The following is a 21847-nucleotide window of genomic DNA, read 5'->3' as shown; positions in this document are numbered from 1 at the left end:
GCGACCGGCGGGTCAGCCGGGGCCGTCGCTCGACGCCGCCAGCAGCGGCACGAGGACGTCGCCGATCGGCGTGGGCAGGCCATGCGCCCGGGCCCGGCGCAGGATCACGCCGTTGCGCGCCTCCCACTCGAGCGGCCGGCCCGCCTCCCGGTCGGCGAGGATCGAGGTGCCCTGCTCGGCGGGGGCCGCGGCGAAGTCGTCCACGATCCGGTCGGCCACCCCGTCGTCGAGGACGGCGCCCTCCGCGCGCGCCACCCCGAGGCACTCGCGCGCGTAGGTCCGGGCGAGCCCCGCCACGTCGTCCCGCCGGAACACGCCGGCCCGCCGGCCGGTGGCGGCCATGATCCCCGCCACCGCGTTCTGCACGAGCTTCCGCCAGGCGACCGTCCGGAAGTCGGCCGCGAGCTCGACCCGGCACCGTCCGCCGGCGAGCGCGTCCACGGCGACGCGCGACGCCGGCACGTCGGGCAGCGTGATGCACGGGTCGCCGCGGAGGAGCACCGATCCGTCGCCCCGCGCCTCCGCGGGGAACCAGACCACAGCGGGCACGACCGGGCAGCCCGGTACGTGCGGCGTGACATCCCCCACCTGCTCGATCCCGTTCTGCAGGACCACGACCACGGTGCCCGCGTGGCACAGGGCGGCGAGCCACGGTGCCGCGGCCTCGACCTGCGTGGCCTTCACCGCGAGGAGCACCAGGTCGACGGGCGCGCTGATCCCCGCCGGATCCGTCCGCACGGGACCGGGGACCACGACGGTCGCGTCGCCGGCGACCAGCACGAGCCGGTCGCGCGGCGTGCGCCCGCAGAGGACGACGGGCACCCCCGCCTCGTGCAGCGCCGCGGCGACGGACGTGCCGATCGCGCCCGGCCCGACGACGGCGACGGCGGGCCGGTCCGCCGTCACCGGAACACGCGGCGGAGCCAGGCGGCGAGCGCCTCGACCGCGAGCACGCTCACGAAGACCATCGCGACGAGCGTGGTGACCTGCCCGTGCAGCGTCATCACGGAGGAGGCGTTCGTCAGGTGGAACCCGATCCCGCTGCCGCCGACGATGCCGAGGATCGTGGCCGCCCGGATGTTCGTGTCCACGAGGTAGAGCGAGTTGCCGACGAGCGACGGCAGCCCCTGCGGCCAGGTGGCCGACAGGAAGCGCTGCCCACGGGTCGCGCCGACGGCGGTGAGGGCGCGCTCGGGTCCGGCGCCCACCTCCTCGAAGGAGTCGGCGATGAGCTTGCCGAGGAGGCCGACGCCGCCGAACGCGAGCGCCACGACGCCCGCCTGGTTGCCGAGCCCGGTGATCATGATCAGCAGGATCGCGAGCACCAGCTCGGGCACCCCGCGGAAGACGACGAGCACGGTGCGCGCGGCGTTGCGCACGGCGGGGCTCGGCGCGACGTTGCGCGCGGCGAGGGACCCGACGACGAGCGCGAGCACGATCGACAGCAGCGCCGCGGCGAACGCCACCTGGATCGTCACCAGCAGCGCCTCGGCGAACTCGCCGAACGTGTGCGACCCGGTGCTCGGCGGCCAGAAGCTCTGGAAGGTGGGGCCGACGTACTCCCATGTGATCTGGTCGAGGTCGATGTCGGCCATGAGGTAGCCGCCCACGACGACGACCACGGCGAGCGCCGACCACGCGACGGTGCGCACCCGGTCGGGCGTCCACGGCCGCCGCTGCATCGACTCGACGGTCACGGCGCGTGCGGTGCCGGCGCTGCCGGCCCTGTCGGGCAGGGCGCGATCCCGCGTGAGGCGCCGCACGATCCGGTCGCCCAGGCCGCGTCCGGCCGGCCGCACCCCGAGCGCGCTGCGGCGGATGGACGACGACACGACCTCCAGCAGCACGCACAGCGCGAAGATGACGATCGCGATGCCGATCCCGCGGCCGTAGCCCTCCGGGAACTGGCCGAACGCGACCTTCATCGCGTAGCCGAGCCCGCCCACGCCGGCGTAGCCGAGGATCGCGGAGCCGCGGAGGTTGATGTCGAAGCGGTGCAGCACCGTCGCGATCCACGACGGCAGCACCTGCGGGAAGACGCCCGCCCAGAACTCCTGCGCGCGCGTGCCGCCCGTGGTGCGGATCGCGCGCTGCGGCCCCTCGTCGACCTGCTCGATGGCGTCGGCGAAGAGCTTCGAGATCATGCCGATCGAGTGGATCCCGATGGCGAGGATGCCGGGCAGCGGGCTCCCGAGGGCGAAGGCGAGCGCGAACGCGAGGGCGAGCACCACGTCGGGGACCGCGCGCGTCACCACGCCGATCGTGCGGCCGAGGCCGCGCAGCCACGGCGCCGGGGTGGTGTTGCGCGCCGACGCGTAGGCGACGGGCACGGAGACGAGCGCGGCCGCGAGCGTGCCGAGCACGACGATCCCGAGCGTGAGCCCGATCAGGTACGCGAGGTCGCCGGGCGCCGGGAAGCTGATCGGGTCCATGCGCGAGAACACCTTCGCGGCGTTGCCGACGCTGCGGAGGACGTTCGACCAGGTGAAGTCGAGCGTCGTCAGCGCGTGGACCGCGAAGGCGACCATGGCGAGGACGACGACCAGCGCGAGCGCCTTCTGCCGGTCGGGCTGCCGACGCGGCGCGCGCTCGTCGACGCCGGGGCGGACGCCGGGCGGGGCCTCCCCGGGGCGCTCGGCGACCGCGGTCACCGGGTGCCGTCCGCGCGCACGTCCGCGTGCTCGCCGAGCGGCAGCACGTCGCCGAGCTCGGTCGCGATGGCTGTGAGCGCGGACGTCGTCGACGCCACGCGGCCGTAGATCTCCATCACCTGGGCCTTGCCGATGCCGCGCGTGGGGGTGTCGAGCACGACCTCGCCGTGCCGGAGCCCGACGATGCGGTCACCCCAGCCGAGCGCGAGGTCCACCTGGTGCAGGCTGCACACCACCGTGAGGCCGTCGTCGGCGGCGATCTCGCGGATGAGGCGCATCACCTGCTCGCTGGACTCGGGGTCGAGGCTCGCGACGGGCTCGTCGGCGAGCAGGATCTCGGGCCGCTGCATGAGCGCCCGCGCGATCGCGACGCGCTGCTGCTGGCCGCCGGAGAGCTGGTCGGCCCGCTCGTAGGCCTTCTCGAGCAGGCCCACGCGGTCGAGGTGCGTCAGCGCCTCGGTGCGCGCCGCGCGGGGGTAGGTCCAGATGCCGAGGCGCGGGCCGCGGAGCCGGCCGAGCGCGCCGGTGAGCACGTTCTCGAGCACCGTCAGCGAGGGCACGAGCTCGAACTGCTGGAAGATCATCGCGACCCGACCGCGGAGGGCGCGCAGGTCCTGCTGGCCGAGGGATGCGACGTCCTGGTCGAAGACGCGGACGCTGCCCGAGGTCGGCAGCTCGAGGCCGTCCAGGTGCCGGAGGAGGGTCGACTTGCCCGAGCCGGACAGGCCGAGGAGCACCACGACCTCCCCGCGCTCGACGGTGAGGTCGACGTCGCGGAGCGCCCGCGTGCTGCCGAAGTCCTTGGTGACCGCGGAGACGGAGACGAGCGGGGAGGTCGTGGTGCCGGTCATGGTCGGATCAGTCCGTCCGGGTCACTTCGCGCACTTGGCGGCGGCGATGGAGTCGCAGAGGTCGGCGATGCCCGCGTAGTAGGAGACGTCCTCCGGCTGGGCGCCGAAGTAGCCCTTCGTGAAGCCGTCGGTCAGCGGGACGCCGGAGGCCGTGATCGCGTCGAGCGTCGCGCCCTGGAGCGCCGTGGTGAGCTTCCCCTTGACGTCGGCCGGCAGGGTCGAGGAGATGGAGAGCGGGCCGCCGGGCACGTACTCCTTGCCGATCGAGGTGAGCTGGCCGGCCGCCACGGCGGGCTCGACGATCGAGTCCTCGGCGAACCCGACGTCGCACTGGCCCGACGCCACGGCCTGCGCCGACTTGTCGTGCGCGCCCGCGAAGTACGGCGTGAAGTCCGCGAACTGCGGGTTGCCGTTGGCGTCGGCGCCCGTGCTCGTGACGTCGATGCCGGCCTTCTGCAGCTGGTACAGGCCGAAGAGGAAGCCGGAGGTCGAGTTCGGGTCGACGAAGCAGACGGTCTTGCCCTTGGCACCCGCGAGGTCGGTGATCGTGGACCCCTTCGGCACGATCGCCTCGGAGTAGTAGCCGGGGTCGGTGACGTCCTTCGAGGTGAGGGCTGCGGCGACGGGCTCGATCTCGGCGCCCTTGTTCGATGCCATGACGTACTGCAGGGCGCCCGAGCTCATCATGTCGATCTTGCCGGCGACGGCGGCCGCGATGAGCGCGGTGTAGTCCGCCGTGGGGTAGTACTCGACCTTGAGCCCTGTCTCCTTGGCGATGTAGTCCTCGAGCGGCTTGTTGTTCGAGTCGGAGCCGGCCTGGTCGGGCGTGGCGCCGAAGACGAGGGTGCCCTCGGACTTGGCCCAGGTGCCCGAGGTGTCGGCGGATGCCGCCGACGCGCCGGAGCCGCCGGCGGAGCAGCCGGAGAGCGCGAGGGCGGCGACGAGCGCGGAGGCCGCGAGGGCTCCGATGCGGGTGCGGGGGGACAGGGACATGGACGTGCCTCTCGAGTCGGTACCCGCGAGCGGTGAGGGGGGATGCGCGGGTCGATCTCGAAGCTAGGAACGCGGGATGGAACCGCCGTGGTGGTCAGGTGGCGGATCCGTGAACTTGTCCGGAAGAGCAGACATCTCCGTCCTCGGCGGCCCGACTCACCCCATGTCGGAGCCCAGCTCGACCTCCGTGAAGATCGAGCCGAGCAGCACGCCCGCCGGCGGCGACGTGTCCGCGCCGAGCTCCGGGAAGCGGTGCGCGAAGACCTCGGCGTCGTCCTCGGGGTGGTAGCCGATCGCCTCCCCGGCCGCGAGCGAGACCCAGCGGCGGGTGTTGCGGGAGACGCCCCAGACGATCCGGTGGCCGGGCTCATCCCACCGCAGCACGGCCTCCACGAGCCGCACCGCGTCGGCCGCGGAGAGCCAGGTGGAGATGCTGCGGGCGGCGGACGGCTCGGGCTCGGCGGTCATGATCCGCACGCTCACCACGACGTGCCCGTGCCGGTCGGCGTAGAGGCTGCCGAGGCCCTCGAGCAGCACCTTGCTGAGGCCGTAGAAGGTGTCGGGGCGGGGCGCCGGCACCTCCTCGCGCGCGGCCTCGGTCGCGGGCAGGAAGCCGACCGCGTGGATGGAGCTGGCCGCGAGGATCCGCGGCACCCCCGCCCGCACGACCGCCTCGTGCACGGCGTGCGCGCCGTCGTTGTTCACGGCCTGGATGGCCTCCCACGGCCGCTCGGCCGCGTGGGCCGCGAGGTGCACCACGAGGTCGGATCCGCGGAACGCCTCCGTGCACGCGTCCACGTCGGTCGTGTCGACCACGGCCGAGGTCTCCCCCGGCGCGAGCGGCGTCGGCGGCGCCACCACGTCGAGCAGCCGCAGCTCGTGCCCGGCCGCGAGGAGGAGGGGGCGGATGCTCGTGGCGATGCGCCCTGATCCGCCCGTGATCGTGATGGTGGCCATGGCGGATCCCCTCGTCGTCGACGCCCGGCCCGAGTCGGCCGTCCTCCCATCCTGCCGGGAGGACGGCCGCGCGCCGAGGCCGGCGTCATTTCTCGGCGCCGGCCACCATCCCCTTGATGAAGAACCGCTGGAGGAAGAGGTACGCCACGAGCACGGGCACCACGGCCATGAGCGAGGCCGCGGCGGCCGCCCCGAGGTCGCTGCTCTGCTGCCCGAAGAACGCGGCGATGGCGGGCGCGATGGTCCGCACGGCCGGGTCGGTGAGCAGGTACCCCGAGAGCGCGAACTCGTTCCACACGGCGACGCTCGTGAGGATCACCACGGTCGCCGTCACGGGCTTCAGCAGCGGCAGCACCACCCGCAGGAACACCTGCAGCGTCGAGGCGCCGTCGAGCGCGGCCGCCTCCTCGAGCGACTCCGGGATCGACCGGATGAACGCGCTGTAGAGGAAGATCGCCAGCGGCAGCTGCGTGGTCACCATCACGAGGATCACGCCCCAGTACGTGTTCGTCGCGCCGAGCTGCGTGAGGAACGAGTACAGCGGCACGAGGATGCTGAGCGGCGGCACCATGATCAGCGCCACGATGCACGCGAACACCAGCTTGTTGAGCCGCGTCGCGCGGCGGGCGAGCGGGTACGCGGCGAGCGCCCCCAGCACGCACGTGATGGCGGTGGCCGCGACCGTCACGATGGCGCTGTTGCCGATGGCGCGGAGGATGCCGCCGTCGCGGGCCGCCGTGACGAACGCGTCGCCGGTCAGCCGGTCGAGCGGGAGCGCGAGCTGGGCAGCGGGGTCGCCCGGCGCGCGCAGGGCCGTGGTGAGGGCGATCCAGAACGGCAGCAGCTGCACCGCGCACATGAGCGCGAGGGCCGTGCCGAGCGCGATCATCGCGAGGCGCTGGCGCGGGGTGCGGCTGCCGGCCGTGCGGGGGCGGTCGGCGTCACGCGGCGCCTCCGCCGCGTCCTCCGGGTCGGGGACCCGTGCCGGGGCGTCCGGCCGGGTGGTGTCGAGGGCGGTCATGTCATGCCTCCAGTCGGCGGCGGTTGAGGAGGGTGTTGAGCACCAGCGTGAAGACGACGATCACGGCGAACAGGGCGACGCCCATCGCGGACGCGTAGCCCGCGCTCTGGTTGTCGAAGTACGCCTTGCCGATGAGGGTCGACACCGAGTTGGTGGAGTAGCCGGGCCCGCCGCCCGTGAGCACCTGGATCACGTCGAAGAGCTTGAGCCCGCCGATGAGGTTGAGCACGATGCTCGTCGCGAACGCGGGCTGCAGCAGCGGCAGCGTCACGTGCACGAACCGCTTCCACCCGCCCGCGCCGTCGAGCATCGCGGCCTCGTGGTACATGGCGGGGATCGACTGCAGGCCGGCCAGGTAGATGATCATCGAGATCCCCGCGAACTGCAGCGAGTTCACGAGCACGACGATGGCGACCGAGGTGCCCGCGTCGGCGAGCCAGGCCTGCCGCTCGCCGCCGAACGCGATGACCACGTCGTTGAGCGTGCCCTCGTTGTACTGGAAGAGCAGGTAGTACATCGTGCCCATGATCACGGGCGAGACGAGCACGGGCAGGTAGATGATCGCGCGCATCGCCATGCGCCCGCGGATCGCCTGGTCGAGCGCGAGCGCCAGCCCGAGGCCCAGCAGCTGCTGCACGATCGTGGATCCGAACCCGTACACGAACGTGTTGAGGAGCGAGCTCCGGAACACCTCGTCCGTGAGGAGCCGTGCGTAGTTGTCGAGGCCCGTGAAGGTCATGGTCGGCGAGTAGCCGTCCCAGTTCTGGAACGAGAGCATCACGCCGCGCACGAGCGGGTAGGCGGTGAACGCGCCGAGCAGCACGACCGCGGGCAGGTACATGAGGTTGATGCCAGGACGGGTGGCGGATCCGCCGACCCGGCGCCTGCGCACCGGGCCCGCGGCTCGCCGACGCCCGAGCGGCGGCACGACGGGGGTGGTCGCCACGGGGAGCTACTTCCCCTGGCCGTGGAGGCTCGTGAAGTCCTGCTCCACCTGCGCCACGGCCTTCGTCACGTCGGACTGGCCCGTGATGACGGAGTCGGTGGTGGTCACGAGCGTGTTCCACATGCCGTTGGGCAGGTGCACGCGGTCGAAGTACGGCACGAGCGGCGTCTTCGCCTGGGTGACCCAGGCGTCGTAGCTGCCCTGGAGCGGGCCGAGGTCGCTGGCGGCGTCGGTGAGCCCGGGCGCGGATCCGCCCGCCGCCGCGAGCTCGGCGTCGTTCACGGGCTCGGCCAGGTAGGAGAGGAACGCCTTCGCCTGGGCGAGGTGCGGGCTGGTCTTCGAGACGCCGAACGCGTTCATCTCGCCGCCGATGAGGTACGGCTCGCCGGTCGAGCTCGGCACGGGCATGAAGCCGAGCGACGCGTCGGGCGAGGTGCGGAGCGCGTTGTTCGCGACCGAGTTCTGCTGGAAGACGAACGCCGCCTGGCCGGCGCCGAGCGCCTTCGACATGTCGTCCTGCGTGGCGGAGGAGTAGTCGGGATTCACGTAGCCGGCGTCGACCCAGCCCGCGATCATGTCGAGCACCTTCGTGTAGGCGCCGTCGTCGAACGTGCCGTCGGAGAGGCCCTCGAGCTGCGCGTCGGTGTACTGGCCGGGGGCGATCCAGTCGACGAGGTTGCCCGCCGGGCCGTTGGCCTTGCCGCTCACCTGCACCACGGTCGTGCCCTTCGCGTGGATCTTCGCGGCCGCCGCGTCGAACGCGTCCCACGTGGTGAGCGAGGCCGGGTCGACGCCCGCGTCGCGGAGCACGTCGGCGTTGTAGAGGATCCCGGCGATGTCGGTGTCGACGGGCAGCGCGTAGATCGCGCCCGACTCGTCGCGCATGGCGGCGTCGAGCTGCGGGTTCACCTTCGCGGCCCACGGCTCGTCCTGCAGCGGCGCGAGGAACTGGGCGTAGCGGTCGCGCGACCAGCCGTGGGTCATCCAGATGTCGGGCACGTCGCGGGAGGCGAGCTTCACCTTGAGGTCCTGCTCGTACTGCGTGCTCGACGGGATCAGGTCGATCTTCACGTCCGGGTTCTGCTGCTCGTACGCGTCGGTCAGCTCGGTGAGCGTCTTCAGCTGGTCGGTGCCCTGGGCGAAGCCGGTCTGCATCTGGATCGCGCCGTCGGAGCCGGCGCCGCCCGCGCATCCGGTGAGGAGGGCCGCCGAGGCGACCACCGTGGTGAGGAGTGCGCCGGTGCGCAGGATTCGTGACTTCATCGTCGGCCCTTCGTGGCTGCTGACCGGGGCGCTCGGGATGCGGCTCGTCGGTGAGCCGCGGCGACGCCGGTCGGTGGGCGCGAATCTACACGTGTAGCTATGCCATGGCAAGGTTTCGCGATGCGCCGCCACGGAGCCGCCATCCGGGCAGGGTGAGCGGGTTGTCACGAGTAGATAGCCCGTGCCAGACTTCCCGACACAGCGCCGACGACGATGCCCGGGCCTCGTCGCGACGACGCTGCCCCACCCGCTGAGCGACGACGCTCACCATCGAAAGGCCGCACATGCTCTCCCTCGGGATCGTCGGCGCCGGACAGTTCGCCGGCCAGTTCGCCGCACTCTTCAAGATCCACCCCGACGTCGGACGGGTGCTCGTCACGGACCTGCTCCCCGAGCGCGCGGAGGAGCTCGTCGCCCGCGAGGGGCTCGACGGCGCGGTCGACTCGTTCGACGCGCTCCTCGAGACCGACGTCGACGCCGTCGCGCTCTTCACGCAGCGCTGGACCCACGGTCCGCTCGTCGTCCGCGCCCTCCGCGCCGGCAAGCACGTCTACTCGGCCGTGCCCATGGCCGTGTCCGAGGAGGAGATCGCCGAGATCATCGAGGCCGTCCGCGAGACCGGCCTCACCTACATGATGGGCGAGACGAGCTACTACAACCCGGCCACGGTCTTCGCCAGGAAGAAGGTCGCCGAGGGCGCGTTCGGCCGGATCTTCTACGCCGAGGGCGACTACGTCCACGACATGGACCTCGGCTTCTACGCCGCGTACCAGTACAGCGGCGGCGAGGACTGGAAGCGCACGGCCAGCTACCCGCCCATGCACTACCCGACGCACTCGATCGGCGGCGTCCTCGGCGCGATCCCGGGCCACGCCGTCAGCGTGAGCTGCATCGGCGTGCGCGACGACCGCGGCGACGGCGTCTTCGACCGCGAGGTCAGCCAGTTCGACAACGACTTCTCGAACGCGACCGCCCTGTTCGAGCTCGACAACGGCGGCGTGATGCGGATCAACGAGATGCGCCGCGTGGGCTACCCATCGCAGATCCGGGAGTCGCGCTTCCGCTACTTCGGCACGGAGGCGAGCCTCGAGCAGATCGCCACGGTGAGCGTCTGGCAGGACAAGCGGGACGTGACCGACATCTCCGAGGAGCTCACGACGCAGCCGAGCATGCCGCTCGACGACCCGTCGCTCGCGCACGTGGCGCCGGAGCTCCGCGAGGCGTTCGTCTCCGGATACGCGCCCGTGCACGACAAGGACCGCCTGCCCGAGGTCTTCCACGGCGTCCCGAGCGGCCACGAGGGCAGCCACCACTTCCTCGTGGACGACTTCGTGCGCGCGGTGCTCGACCGCACCCTGCCGCCCGTCAACGCCTGGGTCGCCGCGCGGTACACGATGCCCGGCATCGTCGCCCACCGCTCGGCGCTGCAGGGCGGCGAGCGGCTCGACGTGCGCGACTTCGGCGACGCCCCGGCCGACCTGCCGGCCACGGCACCGGCCGCGGCACCGGCCGGCTCCGCGGATAGGATCGCTGCAGGATCCCGCTGACCGGCGCGACGTCGGGTCGCCGGGACCCGGTCGGGCAGGGAGGAGCGAGGCGCATGGCGACCTCCGCCCCCCTCCCGCGCGACGGGTCCCGCCCGCGCGGCGGATCCCTCCCCCGCGGCCAGGTCACCCGATCCGACGTCGCCCGGTACGCCGGCGTCTCCACCGCGGTCGTCAGCTACGTCGTCAACAGCGGGCCCCGGCCCGTCGCGGAGGCGACCGCCGAGCGCGTGCGCGACGCGATCCGCGTGCTCGGCTACCGCCCGAACGCGAGCGCCCGCGCGCTCCGCACCGGCAGCACGCAGATGCTCGGCCTCGTCGTGCCCGAGATCGCGAACCCGCTCTTCGCGGAGCTCGCCATCGCGGTGGAGCAGTGCGCGGCCCGGCGCGGCCACGCGGTGCTCCTCGTCAACAGCGAGGGCGATCCGGAGATGGAGCGCACGCTGATCCGCTCGCTGACCGCGCGGCAGGTCGACGGCATCATCATCAGCACCGTGCAGCACGGCAGCGCGGTCGTCGACCTGCCGACGCTCGGCATGCCCGTGGTGCTGCTCAACACGTTCGCGGCGAAGGACGGCGTCGAGACCGTGGGCGTCGATGCCCGCGCGGGCGCGCGCCTCGGGGTCGAGCACCTCATCGGGCACGGGCACGCCCGGATCGGCCTCATCATCGGCGGCGGCGAGGTGGAGGCGCGCGAGTGGGGCTGGCAGGACGCCACCCGCGCGGCGGGCCTGCCCGACGGCCCGCTCGCCCGCGAGCCGTTCACGCGCGAGGGCGGCTACCGCGGCGCGCTCCGGCTCTTCGGCGGATCCGACCGCCCCACCGCGCTCTTCGCGAGCTCGGACATGCAGGCGATCGGCGCCCTCCGCGCGCTCGGCGAGCTCGGGCTGCGCGTCCCCGAGGACGTCGCCGTGCTGTCCTTCGACGGCACCGACGAGGCGGAGTACGCGGCGCCGCGGCTCACGGTCGTGCGGCAGCCGGTGGAGGAGATGGCCGAGGAGGCCGTGGCGCGCCTCATCACCCCGGATACCGAGCGGGCACCGCACCACGCGTCGTTCACGCCGACGCTCGTGATCGGCCGGTCGTGCGGGTGCGCGGCGCCGGCCGAGGGGACGGCGACGACCGCGCCCGCCTCCCGCTAGAGCGGCGCCGCGTCGAACAGCACCCGCGAGCATCCGACCGCCTCGTCGTGCGACACGACCGCGCGCACCCCGTAGACGTCGGCGATGAGCTCCGGCGTGATCACCTCGCGCGGATGCCCGCCCGCGACCACGCGCCCCTCGCGCAGCACGAGCACGGCGTCGCAGAACATCGCCGCGAGGTTGAGGTCGTGCAGCGCGATCACCGTGGTCACCGGCAGGTCGCGCACGAGCGCGAGCAGCTCCAGCTGGTGGCGGATGTCGAGGTGGTTGGTCGGCTCGTCGAGGAGCAGCTCGCGCGGCTCCTGCGCGAGGGCGCGCGCGATGTGGGCCCGCTGCCGCTCGCCGCCGGACAGCGTGCGCCAGGCGCGGTCGGCCTTCGCCTCGAGGCCCACGTGCGCGATGGCGCGGTCGATGGCCGCCGCATCCTCCGCCGTGTCGCCGCCGAGGAGCGTGCGGTACGGCGTGCGGCCGAGGCGCACGACATCGCGCACCACGATGTCGACCTCGGTCTCCCCGTGCTGGGTGACGGTCGCGACCCGGCGGGCGACGTCGCGGCGCCGGAGCCCCGCGAGGTCGGCGCCGTCGAGCGTCACGCGGCCGGAGTCGGGCGACGCGGCGCCCTGCAGCAGCTTGAGCAGCGACGACTTGCCCGACCCGTTCGGCCCGAGGAGCCCCACGGTGGATCCGGGCGCCGGCTCCAGCGTGACGTCGTCCACGACGATCCGCCCGCCCCGCGACCAGCTGACCGCCCGCGCCTCGAGCGTCATGCGCGCCCCCGGTTCCGCATCAGCAGCAGCATGAAGACGGGCACGCCGACGAGCGCCGTGCCGACGCCCACGGGCAGCGGCGTGGGCGCGAACGCGAGCCGGGAGACGGCATCGACCCACACCATGAAGACGGCGCCGAGCACGATCGTGGCGGGCACGACGCGCGCGTGCCGCTGGCCGAACAGCAGGCGCGCGGCATGCGGGAGCACCAGGCCGACGAATCCGATGGCGCCCGCGATGCTCACGAGCGTGGCGGTGAGGAGGGCGGTGACCACAAGGAGGATCGTGCGGGTGCGGACCACGTGGATCCCGAGCGACGACGCCACCTCCTCCCCGAACGCGAAGGCGTCGAGCGAGCGGGCGTAGGCCAGGCAGACGACCGCGCCGACCGCGACCACGGAGACGCTGAGCCCGACCTCGTCCCAGCGCATGCCCTCGAGGGATCCGAGGAGCCAGAACGTGATGCCGCGCGTCTCGTCGGAGTCGGCGAACGCGAACACGACGAGCGAGGTGAGCGCGGAGAACAGCTGCGTGCCGGCGACGCCCGCGAGGATCACGCCGGCCGTGCCCGCCGAGGAGAACCGCGCGAGCAGGAGCACGAACCCGAAGGCCACGAGCGCGCCGATGAAGGCGCCGCCCGACATGCCGATCGCGCCGCCGCCGAGGCCCAGCACGCCGATGAGCACCGCGCCCGTGGAGGCGCCGGACGAGACGCCGAGCACGAACGGATCCGCGAGCGGGTTCCGCAGCAGCGACTGGAGCACGACGCCGCAGAGGCCGAGTCCCGCGCCGCATGCGGCCGCGACGAGCGCCCTCGGGAGGCGCTCCTGCCAGACGATCGCGTCCTCGGAGACCCGCACCGGGATGCTCGCGAGCCCGGCGTGGTTGAGCAGGATGTCGCGCACGTTCACGAGCGACACGTCCGCCGGGCCGAGGGTCACGGCGACGCCCACCGAGAGCGCGAGCGCGACGATGCCGAGCGAGAGGAGCACCACGACGCGGAGCGCGTGCGGGAGCCCCATGACCCGCCGGGCGACCGCGGCGAACGGCGCCCGCGGGGCCGCCGCGCTCAGAGCCGGTCCCCGCGCGCGTCCCACCAGGCCCGGATCTTCTCGAGCCCGTCCACGAACCGGATCGACGGGTTCAGCTCGGCGCCGTGCAGCGCCACCATCCGGTCCTCCTTCACGGCCGTGAGGTCGCGCGTCAGCGGATCGCTCGTGAGGAAGTCGATCTTGTCCTGCAGCTTGTCGCCGGGGAAGCGGTTCCGCTGGAGGTCGCCGAGCACCAGGATGTCCGGGTCGCGGTCGACCACGGTCTCCCACCCGGTGGCGATGAAGTCGTCGCGCACCTCGGGGAAGGTGTCGGTGAGGCCGGCCTGGCGCGACAGGAGCGCGGTGGCGCCGAATCCCCCGCCCATGTACGGCGTCTTCGTGTCCGCGAACCAGTACATGACCTTGGCGCCGCCGAGGTCCATGCCGTCGGTGGCCGCGGCCGCGCGCTGCTGGAGCGAGGAGACGAGCGCCTCGCCGCGGTCCTGCACGTCGAACACCTCGGCCATCTCGCGGATCTCCTGGTACAGCGCGTCGACCGTGAGCGCGGTCGTGCGCTTGCCGCCGCCGTTGATGCTGACGTCGGAGTCGCAGTCGGTGGGAGAGAGGTAGGAGGGGATCCCCGTCTCGGCGAGCCGGTCGCGCGTGACGACGCCGCCGGTGCCGTAGTGGCGGCCGAAGGAGGCGGTGACGAAGTCCGGATCCGCGTTCAGGAGCACCTCGTAGGTGGGCGCGTTGTCGGCGAGGCGCGGCACCTTCGCGTTCGCGTCGGCGAGCGAGTCGAGCACGGGATCCGTCCACGACGCCGTGCCGACCATGCGGTCCTGCAGGCCGAGCGACAGCAGGATCTCCGTGGAGTCCTGGTCGAGCGACACCACGCGCTGCGGCGCCTGGTCGATCGTCACGTCGTGGCCGCAGTTCGAGAGCGTCAGCGGGTAGGCCGTCGCCCCCTCCCCGGCATCGGCGACGGATGCGGCCGGCACCTCCTCGGAGGCGCCGCACCCGGTGAGGGCGACGAGCACGAGGCCCGTCACGGCGGTGGCGGTGAGGCGGGCGAGGGCGCGGGGCATGGGTCTCCTGGGGTCGAGGCCGGCGTCGGCCCGGCGGGGAGCCCGGGCCGCAGGTAAGCATAGCCTTACCTCACTGGGTGGCTCGACCCGCCTCCGCGCCCGGTCGGCCTACCGCCGCGGCCGCCGGGACACGACGCGGTAGACCACGGCGATGCCCAGCGTGAGGACGGCGAAGAGCGCGAGCGACCACTCGGATCCGACGAGCGCGAAGCAGATGACCTCGCAGACGCCGAGGACGAGGACGGCGATCCAGGTCGGGACGGGCTTGCGGTCCATGTCCGTGCTCCTCCTGATCTGCGACACGATCCGGGCGACGGTTCGCACCGGCGGCTGCTCGTGGGCGCCCGCCCGGCGACCACCGGCACCCTATCCGGCCCCGTCGCCCGGCGGAAGGCCGTCGCCGACCCCGCGGACGGCCGCGCGTCAGGCGACCGCGCCGCCCTCCGGCAGCCGCACCTCCACCGCCGCGCCCTCGCGCACGAACACGGGGATCACGTGCAGCGGCGCGTCCGCGACCACCCGCTGGCCGCCCGCGTGCCGCGCGCCCGTCGACGCCTCGATCCACGACGTCCCCTCCGGCAGGTGCACGCTCCGCGACCGCGCACCCGCCTCGAGCACGGGCGCGATGAGCACGTCGGCGCCGAGCATGTACTGGTCGCCGAGCGACCAGCACTCCGCGTCGTCCGGGAAGACGTGGAACATGCCGCGCATCACGGGCTGGCCGTCCTCGTGGGCCTCGCGCATCACGGCGCGGAGGTACGGCCGCATCCGCTCGCGCAGGTGCACGTAGCCGGCGAGGATCCCGTAGACCTCCTCGCCGAAGCTCCAGAGCTCGTTGCCGGATCCGCTCGGAGCCCGGCGCGACCCGTCCGCCGCGCGCACCTCCACGCTCGGCCCGCGGTCGCCGTGCAGCCGCATCACGGGCGAGAAGGCGCCGAACTGGAACCAGCGCACGAGCAGCTCGTGGAACGCCGGGTCGTCCGTGCGGGCGCCCGCGAACCCGCCGATGTCGGTCGTGAACCAGGGGATGCCGGCGACGCCCATGTGGATCCCCGCGGTCACCTGCCGCGCGAGCGCCTCGAACGTGGAGTGGATGTCGCCCGACCACACGAGCGCGCCGTAGCGCTGGCTGCCCGCCCACGCCGCGCGGACCAGGTCGACGCCCGGCTCCTGCCCCGCCTGGATCCGACCCTCGTGCATCGCGCGGGAGAACATCTGCGGGTACACGTTGCCGACCCGCACGTTGGGGCCCGCGTGGTACCGGTAGTTGTCGTAGTCGTAGACGCCGTACTCGGGCTCCGCCTCGTCGAGCCAGAACAAGCGGATCCCGTGCGCGCCGTAGCCCCGCTGCGCCGTCTCCCAGAGGTACCGGCGCGCGTCCGGGTTGGTCACGTCGACGAAGGCGCTCGGCCCCTCGAACTGCATCTGCACGTCGATCCCCCGCTCGCTGCGCACGAGGAGGTTCTCCTTCTTCATGCGCGCGTAGTTCTCGCTCTCGAGCGACACCTGCGGCCAGATGGAGACCATCAGCTCGATGCCCATGCCGCGCAGCTCCTCGACCATGGCGGTCGGATCCGGCCAGAACTCCTCCTCGAAGCGGAGGTCGCCCATCTTCGGCCAGTGGAAGAAGTCGGCGACGATCACGTCCATCGGCAGCCCGCGCCTGGTGTGCTCGCGCGCCACCTCGAGCAGCTGCTCCTGGTTCCAGTAGCGCAGCCGGCACTGCCAGAAGCCGAGGCCGTGCTCGGGCATCATGGGCGCGGATCCGGTGGCCCGGGCGTACGCGCGGCTGATGTCGGCCGGGGTGTCGCCCGCGGTGATCCAGTAGTCGAGCTGCTCGCTCGTCTCCGCCGTCCACTCGATGCGGTTCGCCGCGAAGGTCGCGCGGCCGATCGCCGGGTCGTGCCAGAGGAACCCGTAGCCGCGGCTCGACATCACGAACGGAACGCTCGCCTGCGAGTTGCGGTGCGCGAGCTCGAAGGTGGATCCGGCGAGGTCGAGGATGTCCTGCTGGTACAGGCCCATGCCGTACAGCCGCTCGTCCGGCCCGGTCGCGAACGACGCCGTGATGCGGAAGTCGCCGCCGAGGTGCGGCCGCTGCTCGCGCGCCCGGAGGTGCAGGGCGCCGCCCGTGCCGATCTCCTCGAGCAGCACCTCGCCGTGCCGGTCGAGGAACGTCACGTGGCAGCGGTTCTCCTCGTACCCCGTCTGGTAGCCGTAGGAGGACTCGGAGACGAGCACGGCCGTGATGCCGCCGTTCGTGATCCGGGCCGTCGGGCCGTCGACCTCGATGCGCGGGTCGGCCGCGGGCTGCGGCAGCAGCGCCCAGTCGGCGTCCGCCACGGGCGCCATGATCCGGGAGCGCACGCGGAGGCTGTCGGGCCCCCACGGCTCCACGACGAGGGTCTCCCCGTCGCCGCGCCAGACGAGGCGCGTCCCGTCGGTCGTGAAGTGCTGGTCGTCGTCGATCATGCGTGCTCGTCCTCGGTGTCGTGGTGCGTCGTGTCGTGTCGTCGTGCCCGGGTGCGGCGCCGGGCGCGCCCCGCTCAGTCCTTCACGGCCCCGGCGGTGACGCCCGCGGCGACGAACCGCTGCGCGACGACCAGCAGGACGGCGGCGGGGATGGATGCGATGACGGCGGTCGCCATGATCCCGTTCCAGTTCGTCGTCGTGGACCCGATGTAGCGGTACAGCCCGAGCGTGAACGGCACGATGCTGTTGCCCGAGGTGAGCGAGTTCGCGTTGAGGAAGTCCGCCCAGGCGAACAGGAACGAGAACAGCGCGGCCGTGACGATGGCGTTCCGGCTGAGCGGCACGACGATCGAGACGAACGCGCGCCAGCTCGAGGCGCCGTCGATGCGGGCGGCCTCGAGCAGCTCGTCGGGGATCCCGAGCATGAAGGCGCGCAGCACGATGACCGCGAACGGGACGGACGCAGTGGCGTCGGCGAGGATCAGCCCGGGGTACGTGTTGAGCAGCCCGAGCGCGTTGTAGATCGCGAACAGGGCGGTCACGAGCACGATGCCCGGGATCATCTGCGCGAGCAGGAACACGAACATCACCGCGCCCGTGCCCCGCACCCGGAACTTCGCCATGGCGTAGGCCGCGGGGAGCGAGATGAGGAGGGTGAGGATCACGCAGCCGATCGAGATGACCAGGCTCGTGACCAGGTTCGGCAGCTGCGTCGAGATGGCCTGCGCGTACCCGTCGAGCGTGGGATCCGCGGGGAACAGGCTCGGCGTGCTCGAGATGAGGTCCTGGGGCTTCGTCAGCGAGACGTTGAGCATCCAGTAGAGGGGGAACAGCAGGACCGCGCAGATGACGAGGCCGATGGCGGCGTTCGTCCACCGGCGGACGGGGGTGTCGACGGTGTTCACGACTGCGCCTCCTTGCGCTGGGCCCGGACGTAGATGAGGCCGAAGACGAGGGCGACGACCACGAGGATCTCCCCGGCCGCGGCGCCGACGCCGAAGTCGAGGTCGGTGAACGACTTCTCGTAGGCCCACGTGCTGAGGGTGTGGGAGCTGTTGGCGGGGCCGCCCTTGGTGAGGATCCAGATCACGTCGAAGACCTTGATCGTGTAGACGAGGCCGAGCAGCAGCGTCACCGCGGTGACGGGGCGCAGCAGCGGCCAGGTGATGCTGCGGAAGGTGCGCCAGCGGCCGGCGCCGTCGAGCGCGGCGGCCTCGTAGAGGTTCTCGGGGATGCCCTGCAGGCCGCCGTAGAGCAGGATCATGTTGAACGGGATCCCGAGCCAGATGTTGGCGATGATCACCGACCACAGCGACACCGACGGGTCGCTCAGCCAGCCGATCGGCGTGCCGAGCACCGAGTTGATGATGCCGAACTGCTGGTCGAACATCCACCGCCAGGCCGTCGCCGAGACGATGAGCGGCAGCAGCCACGGCAGCAGGATGAGCGACCGGAACGTCGTCGACAGCGGGAACCGGCGCGTGAAGAACACGGCGAGCGCGAGGCCGATGGCGAACTGCCCGGCGAGCGAGACCACCGTGAAGACGACCGTGTGCCACGCGATGGTGGCGAAGAGGCTGTCGCTGAGGATCGTCACGTAGTTCTGGAAGCCCACGTAGGGCGCCTCGCCCGTCACGAACGCGCGCGGCCCGTACTCCTGGAGGCTCAGCAGGAAGCCGCGGATGATCGGGTAGACGAAGAAGATCGCGAGGAACGCGACGACCGGGGCCATGAACCCGATCGCGGCGACGATGCTCACCGTCCGGTACGGCCGGCGGCGCGGGGGCCGCTCCTCGGCCGGGCCCGCCGCCCCCGCGCCCCGGGTGGGGGCGAGGGGGCGGTCGATCACGCGGCCGCTCACTTCTTGAGGCTCGCCGCGGCGTCGTCGAGCGCGGCCTGCGGCGTCTTGCTGCCGGTCAACGCCTCCTGGATGGCCTGGTACAGCGCCTTCGAGGTGTCCGGGTAGGCGATGCCGAGGTCGGCGGTGCGGCCCTGCGCGACCGAGACGGCGTCGACCCACGGCACGAGCTCCGGATCCGTGGACGCCTGCTGGGCGGCCGCGTCGGCATACGGGGAGATGTACGACTGCCCGGCGGTCCAGTCGGCCAGGTTGGCGGGGTCGATCATGCACTGCGCGAACTTCGCCGCGGCGTCCTGCTTCGTCTTGTCGCTCACGACGACCTCGACGAACTCGCCGCCGAGGGGGCTGGGCGCGGCGCCGCCGTCCTCCGCGGGGAGCGGCACGACGCCGTAGTCGATGCCCGCCTGGTCGAGGGCGGAGAGCTGCCACGTGCCGTTGACCATCATCGCGAGCTTCCCGGCGAGGAACTGGTCGCGGATGTCCTGCTGGTTGGCGTTGACGTTGGCGCTCGACGCCTGCCCGTCCTTCACCATGTCGGTCCAGAGCGTGAGCGCGCGCACGGCGGCGGGCGAGGAGATGTCGGACAGGTCGGCGCCGGCTCCCCAGAAGAAGGGCAGGAACTGGAAGGTGCCCTCCTCGGTGCCGATCGCGGAGAAGCCGAGGCCCTTCACGTCGCCCTGCGTGGTCTTCGCGGCGGCGTCCTGGAGGCTCGCCCAGTCGGTGGGCGGCTGCACGCCGGCGGCCGCGAGCTTGGCCTTGTCGTAGAACAGCGCGAGGGTGTTCGCGCCGATCGAGGATCCGTAGGTCTTCCCGTCCAGCTGACCGGCGGCCAGCACGTTCGGCAGCACCTTCGAGGTGTCGAGGCCCGACTCGTCGTTGGCGACGAGGAGGCCCGTGTCGGCGAAGCGGGCGATGGCCGGGTTGTCGAGCACGATGAGGTTCGGCGTGGTCTTCGACGAGGCAGCCTGCAGGAACTTGGTCTCGTTGTCCGGGTTCTGCGTGCGGTCGATGGTGATGCCGGTGCTGGTCTCGCAGCCGCTGATGAGCTTCCCGTACGGCGACGACGCGTCGTACTGGGTGAAGCTGTCCCAGAGGGTGAGCGAGTTCGCATCCGACGAGCCGCCTCCCCCCGTGGAGCAGCCGGTGAGGGCCAGGCCTGCGGTGACGACGACGGTGGCCGTCAGGGCGGCGCGGGTGCGCGTGTTGATCACGGTATTCCTCTCTGAATACGTACCGGTGCGCCGGGAGCCGTCTCCGCCCACGGCGGCGGTGCCGGGAGGAGCGGCCCGTCACGGCGGCTTCGCGGCGAGCCTAGGCGGTTTGGAGAACCGGTTCAACACTTTCGGCGAACCGGTTCTCCGATCGTGATGATCGGGAGTCGGGAGTCGGTGCGCCGCGACGCGCGGGTGCCGGGCCGCGGCTCAGGCGGAGGCGCCAGCGGGGCGGAACGCGGATCCGCTCGCGCCGGGCACGTGCGGCCCGGTGGATCCGAGCTCGACCAGCACCGCGGGCAGCAGCTCGAGGACGCCGGGCTCGGCCGTGCCCGCGAGCTCGTCGACCGCGAGGCCGGTGGCGCGGCGCACCATCTCGTCGCCGGGCAGGTCGATCACGGTCAGCGGCAGCGCGGCCTGGCGCATGACCACCTCGGGCGCGACCGTGATGAGGGAGCAGTCCCGGGGGATCCGGATGCCGCGCGCTCGGAGCGCCGCCGCGATCGGCTCGAGCTCGCCGGGCGTGTGGGCGACGATCGCGCTCGCGTCGGGCAGGGCAGCGCGGGCCGCGTCGAGCCAGCGCTCGGCCGCGTCGTCGCCGCCGCCCTCGGTGGGGACGACCGCGCCCCGGATGCCGTGGTGCGCGCATCGCTCGGTGAAGCCGCGGCGGAAGCGCACGGCGAAGCCCATCTCCGTCCGGGCGGCGGGCGCGCCCGACCCGAGCAGCGCGATCCCCCGGTGCCCGAGCGCGACCAGGTGGTCGACGGCGACGCGGCCGGCCTCCTCGAAGTCGAGGTCCACCGCGCTGAACGCGGACGAGCGGCCCGGATGCCCGACGAGGACGGTGGGGAGGCCGATGGCCTGGAGCACGGGGATCCGGGGGTCGTCGTCGCGGATGTCCATCACCACGAGCGCGTCCGCCAGCACGTCCCCGCGCAGCTCGTCCTCGCCCTTGCCCATGATGAGCAGGTCGAACCCGCGCGTGTTGGCCTCGTACATCCCGGCCCGCACGAAGCGCATGAAGACCTCGATGTCGGACTCGCGCGACGCCGGGTCGATGGAGGCGAGGAACCCGAGGATGTTGGTGCGCCGGAGCGCGAGCGCGCGGGCGGCGGGATCCGGCCGGTAGCCGAGCTTGCTGACGCTCGCGAGCACGCGCTCGCGGGTGGCGTCGGGCAGCTTCTTCTTGCCCGAGAGGACGTAGGAGACCGTGCTGCGCGCGACGCCCGCGTCGGCAGCGACGTCGCGGATGGTCACCATGCGCTCAGGGTACCCAGCATGCGCGGGCGCGCTCGGCCAGCGGGCGACGAGCGCCTCGATCCGCTCGGCCGACCTCGCCGGGGCGCCCGCCCGCCGCCGAGGGCCGCGCACGACGAGGGGCCCGGACGATCCGCCCGGGCCCCTCGCGTCGCGCGCCGCCCGCTACGCGGAGACGGCCTGCAGGTTCTTCTCGATGTGCGCGTGGAACGCCTGCAGCCAGCCGACGAGGAACTCCTCGGTGCCGGCGTTCGAGATCTCGCCCTCGGGCGAGATGAGGCCCTCGGTGGTCTGGATGTACGCCTCGGGCTGCGAGAGCTCGGGCGACGCGAGGAACGACAGGATGCTGCGCAGGTGCTGCTGCGCGACGGCCGTGCCGACCGCGCCGATGGACGTGCCGATGACCGCGCTGGGCTTGCCCTGGAACGCGTTCTCGCCGTAGGGGCGGCTCGCGAAGTCGAGCGCGTTCTTGAGGACGCCGGGCACCGAGCGGTTGTACTCGGGCGTGACGATCATGACGGCGTCGACGTCGGCGATCTGCGCCTTGAACGCGTTCGCGACCTCGGGGTAGTCCCCGTCCATGTCCGCGCTGTAGAAGGGCAGCGGCGCGATGGGGATCTCGGTGAGCTCGAGGTCGGCCTGGGCGCCGAGGCGCTCGAGCGCGAGCGACAGGGCCCGGTTGATGGAGGTGGACGACAGGCTGCCGACGAGGTAGCCGACGCGGTAGGTGGTGCTCATGGGGTGCTCCTTCTCGCACGGATCAGTTCCATGCGCGCGCATGGAGCCTAGCGC

Annotated in this window: 20 protein-coding genes; 2 read left to right on the top strand and 18 right to left on the bottom strand. The window is 72.6% G+C overall.

The window, feature by feature from the left end:
• Window positions 1-12: 12 nt before the first annotated feature.
• The 8 genes from FGD68_RS03820 to FGD68_RS03785 form a co-directional block, all read right to left on the bottom strand.
• Complete coding sequence (locus FGD68_RS03820) at window positions 13-906, bottom strand: oxidoreductase (protein ID WP_237609801.1); 894 nt, start codon at window positions 904-906, stop codon at window positions 13-15.
• The gene (locus FGD68_RS03815; protein ID WP_119372834.1) at window positions 903-2651 is read right to left on the bottom strand and encodes a PhnE/PtxC family ABC transporter permease; all 1749 of its coding nucleotides are present in this window, start codon (window positions 2649-2651) and stop codon (window positions 903-905) included. Before FGD68_RS03815 ends, FGD68_RS03820 begins: the two co-directional genes overlap by 4 nt.
• Complete coding sequence (phnC, locus tag FGD68_RS03810) at window positions 2648-3502, bottom strand: phosphonate ABC transporter ATP-binding protein (protein WP_119372835.1); 855 nt, start codon at window positions 3500-3502, stop codon at window positions 2648-2650. The genes FGD68_RS03815 and phnC overlap by 4 nt, the downstream gene beginning before the upstream one ends.
• Window positions 3503-3523: 21 nt before the next feature.
• On the bottom strand, window positions 3524-4495 hold the full coding sequence (locus tag FGD68_RS03805; RefSeq protein WP_119372836.1) for a phosphate/phosphite/phosphonate ABC transporter substrate-binding protein: 972 nt from the start codon (window positions 4493-4495) through the stop codon (window positions 3524-3526).
• Window positions 4496-4651: 156 nt separating this feature from the next.
• A complete protein-coding gene (locus FGD68_RS03800) occupies window positions 4652-5452 on the bottom strand; it encodes an NAD-dependent epimerase/dehydratase family protein (protein WP_119372837.1) in 801 nt (266 codons plus the stop codon).
• A gap of 85 nt (window positions 5453-5537) precedes the next feature.
• Window positions 5538-6473: a carbohydrate ABC transporter permease gene (locus FGD68_RS03795; RefSeq protein ID WP_220452709.1), complete on the bottom strand. Its 936-nt coding sequence runs from the start codon at window positions 6471-6473 to the stop codon at window positions 5538-5540.
• 1 nt (window position 6474) lies between these two features.
• Window positions 6475-7419 (bottom strand): carbohydrate ABC transporter permease, encoded by a 945-nt coding sequence (locus FGD68_RS03790; protein ID WP_220452710.1) that lies wholly within the window; start codon window positions 7417-7419, stop codon window positions 6475-6477.
• Between the two features lie 6 nt (window positions 7420-7425).
• Window positions 7426-8682 carry an ABC transporter substrate-binding protein gene (locus FGD68_RS03785; RefSeq protein WP_119372838.1) on the bottom strand — a complete coding sequence of 419 codons (1257 nt, stop codon included), beginning with the start codon at window positions 8680-8682 and terminating at the stop codon, window positions 7426-7428.
• 284 nt (window positions 8683-8966) lie between these two features.
• On the opposite strand from FGD68_RS03785, the gene FGD68_RS03780 reads away from it, so the two are divergent.
• Together FGD68_RS03780 and FGD68_RS03775 are read left to right on the top strand one after the other, a co-directional pair.
• The gene (locus FGD68_RS03780) at window positions 8967-10229 is read left to right on the top strand and encodes a Gfo/Idh/MocA family protein (RefSeq protein WP_104236921.1); all 1263 of its coding nucleotides are present in this window, start codon (window positions 8967-8969) and stop codon (window positions 10227-10229) included.
• A 53-nt stretch (window positions 10230-10282) separates the two neighbouring features.
• The gene (locus FGD68_RS03775) at window positions 10283-11368 is read left to right on the top strand and encodes a LacI family DNA-binding transcriptional regulator (protein WP_237609800.1); all 1086 of its coding nucleotides are present in this window, start codon (window positions 10283-10285) and stop codon (window positions 11366-11368) included.
• Here FGD68_RS03775 and FGD68_RS03770 read toward each other — a convergent pair.
• The 10 genes from FGD68_RS03770 to FGD68_RS03725 form a co-directional block, all read right to left on the bottom strand.
• Entirely contained in the window at window positions 11365-12135 is a 771-nt protein-coding gene (locus FGD68_RS03770; RefSeq protein ID WP_119372909.1) for an ABC transporter ATP-binding protein, read from the bottom strand. The two genes, FGD68_RS03775 and FGD68_RS03770, sit on opposite strands and share 4 nt — an antisense overlap.
• Window positions 12132-13232, bottom strand: a complete 1101-nt coding sequence (locus FGD68_RS03765) for a FecCD family ABC transporter permease (protein WP_390610933.1) — start codon at window positions 13230-13232, stop codon at window positions 12132-12134. The genes FGD68_RS03770 and FGD68_RS03765 overlap by 4 nt, the downstream gene beginning before the upstream one ends.
• Window positions 13205-14254 carry an ABC transporter substrate-binding protein gene (locus FGD68_RS03760; protein ID WP_119372908.1) on the bottom strand — a complete coding sequence of 350 codons (1050 nt, stop codon included), beginning with the start codon at window positions 14252-14254 and terminating at the stop codon, window positions 13205-13207. The genes FGD68_RS03765 and FGD68_RS03760 overlap by 28 nt, the downstream gene beginning before the upstream one ends.
• A gap of 108 nt (window positions 14255-14362) precedes the next feature.
• Window positions 14363-14530 carry a hypothetical protein gene (locus tag FGD68_RS03755; RefSeq protein WP_182480908.1) on the bottom strand — a complete coding sequence of 56 codons (168 nt, stop codon included), beginning with the start codon at window positions 14528-14530 and terminating at the stop codon, window positions 14363-14365.
• A gap of 147 nt (window positions 14531-14677) precedes the next feature.
• Window positions 14678-16726 (bottom strand): glycoside hydrolase family 31 protein, encoded by a 2049-nt coding sequence (locus FGD68_RS03750; protein ID WP_119372907.1) that lies wholly within the window; start codon window positions 16724-16726, stop codon window positions 14678-14680.
• Window positions 16727-16800: 74 nt separating this feature from the next.
• Window positions 16801-17631 (bottom strand): carbohydrate ABC transporter permease, encoded by an 831-nt coding sequence (locus tag FGD68_RS03745; RefSeq protein WP_043585697.1) that lies wholly within the window; start codon window positions 17629-17631, stop codon window positions 16801-16803.
• Complete coding sequence (locus tag FGD68_RS03740) at window positions 17628-18587, bottom strand: carbohydrate ABC transporter permease (protein ID WP_181036734.1); 960 nt, start codon at window positions 18585-18587, stop codon at window positions 17628-17630. The genes FGD68_RS03745 and FGD68_RS03740 overlap by 4 nt, the downstream gene beginning before the upstream one ends.
• The gene (locus tag FGD68_RS03735) at window positions 18584-19798 is read right to left on the bottom strand and encodes a sugar ABC transporter substrate-binding protein (protein WP_182480907.1); all 1215 of its coding nucleotides are present in this window, start codon (window positions 19796-19798) and stop codon (window positions 18584-18586) included. Before FGD68_RS03735 ends, FGD68_RS03740 begins: the two co-directional genes overlap by 4 nt.
• A gap of 210 nt (window positions 19799-20008) precedes the next feature.
• On the bottom strand, window positions 20009-21058 hold the full coding sequence (locus FGD68_RS03730) for a LacI family DNA-binding transcriptional regulator (RefSeq protein ID WP_237609799.1): 1050 nt from the start codon (window positions 21056-21058) through the stop codon (window positions 20009-20011).
• A gap of 162 nt (window positions 21059-21220) precedes the next feature.
• A complete protein-coding gene (locus FGD68_RS03725; protein ID WP_104236928.1) occupies window positions 21221-21793 on the bottom strand; it encodes an NADPH-dependent FMN reductase in 573 nt (190 codons plus the stop codon).
• Window positions 21794-21847 lie beyond the last annotated feature (54 nt).

It is taken from the genome of Clavibacter californiensis (assembly GCF_021952865.1).
GTDB classification, from domain to species: Bacteria; Actinomycetota; Actinomycetes; order Actinomycetales; family Microbacteriaceae; genus Clavibacter; species Clavibacter californiensis.
This window is presented reverse-complemented; position numbering and strand designations above follow the sequence as displayed.